General features: G+C 59.7%; 4 protein-coding genes and 1 tRNA gene. 2 read left to right on the forward strand and 3 right to left on the reverse strand.

All coding sequences use genetic code 11. The features are described from left to right. Together WCA53_RS18415 and WCA53_RS18420 are read right to left on the reverse strand one after the other, a co-directional pair. Positions 1–1,046: ATP-binding cassette domain-containing protein (locus WCA53_RS18415; RefSeq protein WP_423913701.1), on the reverse strand; the 1,046-nt coding region annotated here is incomplete at its 3' end. Positions 1,047–1,216: 170 nt separating this feature from the next. Then, positions 1,217–1,618, reverse strand: coding sequence for a DUF4399 domain-containing protein (locus tag WCA53_RS18420; protein ID WP_423913704.1), 402 nt, complete (start codon positions 1,616–1,618; stop codon positions 1,217–1,219). 305 nt (positions 1,619–1,923) lie between these two features. On the opposite strand from WCA53_RS18420, the gene WCA53_RS18425 reads away from it, so the two are divergent. After that, a complete protein-coding gene (locus tag WCA53_RS18425) occupies positions 1,924–2,142 on the forward strand; it encodes a rubredoxin (RefSeq protein WP_423913707.1) in 219 nt (72 codons plus the stop codon). 26 nt (positions 2,143–2,168) lie between these two features. Here WCA53_RS18425 and WCA53_RS18430 read toward each other — a convergent pair whose 3' ends face one another. Further along, positions 2,169–2,972, reverse strand: a complete 804-nt coding sequence (locus WCA53_RS18430; RefSeq protein ID WP_423913710.1) for a hypothetical protein — start codon at positions 2,970–2,972, stop codon at positions 2,169–2,171. A gap of 266 nt (positions 2,973–3,238) precedes the next feature. On the opposite strand from WCA53_RS18430, the gene WCA53_RS18435 reads away from it, so the two are divergent. After that, positions 3,239–3,313: transfer RNA gene (locus WCA53_RS18435), tRNA-Arg, on the forward strand. Positions 3,314–3,407 lie beyond the last annotated feature (94 nt).

Here is a 3,407-nt window from a genome sequence, read left to right on the forward strand (position 1 = left end):
CGCATGACCGTCGCCGTGAAGTTGTCGACGATCTTGCGGTCGCCATAGTTCTTCGATACGTCCGTCAGTTCCGACACGATCTTGCCTGAACGCTCACCCTGCCCTACGTCGAGCTTGACGTTGCCGAGCACGTTGCGACGCTCGGCGCGCTCGTTACGCATTTCCACCAGCCTCGCGATCCGTCCGACGCTACGCGTGCGCCGCGCCTCGACGCCCTTGCGAATCCAGACTTCTTCCTGCGCGAGCAGTTTGTCGAACTTGGCCGCTTCGACCTGCTCCACTTCAAGTTGCTGCGCCTTGCGGATCTGGTACGCGCTGTAATTGCCCGGATACGACAGCAGCCGCCCGCGATCCAGGTCGACGATACGCGTGGCGACCTTGTCGAGAAACGCCCGGTCGTGGGTGATGAACAGCAAGCCGGTGCGCAGCGTGACGAGCATCTCTTCGAGCCAGCGGATGCCTTCGAAGTCGAGGTGGTTGGTCGGCTCGTCGAGCAGCAGCACGTCTGGCTGGACGACGAGCGCACGCGCCAGCGCCACGCGTTTTTTCATCCCGCCCGACAACGCGCCCGACCGAATGTCACCGTCCAGCCCGATCTGCTGCAGCGTGGTCGCCACACGGGTCTGCCAGTTCCAGGCATCGTGCAAGTCGAGTGACGACTGGAGCGCGTTCATGCGCGCCATCAGCGCGTCATGCTCCGGGCCCTCGTGCGGCGCGTCGGCCAGTGCATGGGCTACGGCGTCGTAGTCGTCGAGCAGTTCGCGTGCGTGCGTCAGGCCCGAGGCGACCACGTCGAACACCGACGCGTCCAGGTCGAACTCCGGCTCTTGCGGCACGTAGACCGTGGTGAGCTCGTTTTGCCGTGTGATGAGGCCGTCGTCCGGCTTCGCGAGGCCCGCGATGATCTTCAACAACGACGACTTGCCCGCGCCATTACGGCCAATCAGGCCGACGCGTTCACCGGCTTCGAGCGAAAAATCTGCGTGATCGAGCAACGCAACGTGGCCGAACGCGAGTTGCGCGTCCGAAATTGAATAAAGCGACATGGGAGGCAGCCGAAAATGTGCAGATACGGGAAGCGGCCATTGTACCGGTCTTGACCCGTGCCCCCGGGTATGCCCGCGACTCATAGGCCATCAGGACAAGGCTTGAACGCCGCAATGCCATAAAAAAACGCGGCTGCGCCGCGTTTTTGAGATAAAACCACACGATTTACTTATTTCACGTGAATCGTGATTGTCTGGCTCATTTCGGGGCCGAACGACTGATGCGCGCCGTCGCCGAATTGCAGCGTCAGCGTATGGTCGCCGGGAGGAAGCTTGATATCCGCTTCCGTCTGCGCCTTCCCGAAATGCAGCGATTTTTCGTCGACCGGGATCACCAGACCCTTTTGCACCGGACCGGCATCGACCAGGACGTGGTGGTGGCCCTTGGCCGGATCTTTATCGCCCGCGGGTGCAAGGCCCATGCCCTCCAGCCCGAACACGACGTGCACGGGACTCGTCACGGTAGCGCCGTCTTTCGGTTCGATAAAAAATACCCGCGCCTGCGCATGCGCCGCGACAGCCACAAGGAACGTGCTCGACAACAACACTCCCGACAACAGTTTCTTGAACATCTTTTTTTTTGCTCCCAGAGGAATGCGGCTGCCGCGCAGGGTGCCGGCAGTCTGAACTATCTTGTATCCGATGAATGGCTTTATCGTGTGGAATGAGTGTATGCACAGTCCGGAAAAATCCGCCGGGGAAGGATACACCGCGGATACGACACGCGCGTGGCCGCCCATAACAGCAAAGCGATAGACCACGGATCACGGCCTTGCAATATGGCTATTCTCAATTCCGGTAAAATACCTGTCGCCCAACGCTGTCGCATTTTGCCGGAAACGGTTGCTTCGCGCGTGCAGTTGTTGGTCAAATATTTATGGTTGGTGTTGTTGAACGGAATAAAGAGTCTGTCGTGAGCGAAGTAATCGAATATAAAAGCTGGGTTTGCCTGATTTGTGGCTGGATTTACAACGAAGAAGATGGCGTGCCTGAAGAAGGCATTGTGGCAGGCACGCGTTTCGCCGACATCCCGGATACGTGGCGCTGTCCGCTGTGCGACGTGGGCAAGGCCGATTTTGCGGCCGTCGAATTCTGATCGAGTGGCGGGTTTGGGCTGACTGCTCAACGGTTCAAGTAGGCGAGCGCGTCGCGCATGGGCTGGCTCGGAACGACGATCCAACCGGTGAACGGTGCGTCGAGATCGAGGATCACGAACACGGCTGATGCTATCGATACCGCGCCGAGCGTGATCACGACCAGTGCGAGCGCGTTGCGCGGCGCGATCAGCCCGAAACATAGAAAAATGATCAGCAGCCAGAAGTCGAGAATCTGGTTGAACGGCGTAGAAATCGTGCCGCGCGCCTCTTCGACGAGCTTCCAGCGTTGTTCGATCAGCCGGTTGAACTGGTCGAGCGCCCGGGTGGCGAGCCTCTGATGGAAGGCGTCGTGCGGTTGCAATTCGCGCGCCTGTCGCTGCGCGGTTTCGAGCATCGAACCGAGGATGCGGCTGTCGATATGGTCGGACGCTCTCTGAGCCGCCTGTACTTTCGGATAGGAATTCCCGGGCGGTGGTGGTTCCTGCGGCCATGTCGACGCAATTGCCGCCGCTGTATAAGTGCGCAAGATGAGGCGCGTGGGGTCCGCATCGGAACCGTACTGGCGCAGGGTGTCGTCAAGCTCGATCAGCGCGCTCGCGTAGACGCGCATGTCGTTGTCCGCGGAGTCGAACACCGTTTTCGCCGATGCCGTCAGTAAGCCCAGGACGAGCGCGGCGAACGTAACCAGCATGCCCACCACAAGTTGTACCAGCTTGACCGTCTCCTGGGCTTTGTGCTCCTCCGGCAGCAGCGGCCGAACGAAAACGCCGGCGGCAGTCCCCGCGAGAAGCAACAGGAAAACGAACACAGCGGATTCGAGTTCGGACATGGCTTCAATGGGCTGACGGTGCAAGCATTATCGATGGAAGTGGTGTGGGGGGTTCAGACGGATTGATTAGTCTTTCTCTAGCGGACTGCGGCTGATGTGCGGCGGCGTTACAGGACGGTTTTGGGCGCTCGCCTTGCATCGAAAAGCGGATTGAATGGCGCTTTTCGCGTCGAATGTCTTTGATATACTTTGCCCTCGCCAGCGAATCCAGGCCGGCGAACAAGGCGCGTGGTATCGCCTTGTGAGTAAATCACCGCTGAAGGCATCTCCCCGTAGTTCAATGGATAGAACAAGTGCCTCCTAAGCGCTAGATGCAGGTTCGATTCCTGCCGGGGGGACCATCCCAGTTCCCAACAGCACCCAACGAATGCCAAAAAGCCCCGTCTCGCCTTGTGCCACAGGGCTTCTTACTGCAATCGTCATGCCGCCGTGCAG

This window comes from Caballeronia sp. (assembly GCF_049581465.1).
Classification (GTDB): domain Bacteria; phylum Pseudomonadota; class Gammaproteobacteria; order Burkholderiales; family Burkholderiaceae; genus Caballeronia.

Coding starts and splice junctions, on each gene's coding strand:
- WCA53_RS18430 (WP_423913710.1), bottom strand. CDS start 2,972: ATGTCCGAACTCGAATCCGCTGTGTTCGTTTTCCTGTTGCTTCTCGCG.
- WCA53_RS18425 (WP_423913707.1), top strand. CDS start 1,924: ATGGTTGGTGTTGTTGAACGGAATAAAGAGTCTGTCGTGAGCGAAGTA.
- WCA53_RS18420 (WP_423913704.1), bottom strand. CDS start 1,618: ATGTTCAAGAAACTGTTGTCGGGAGTGTTGTTGTCGAGCACGTTCCTT.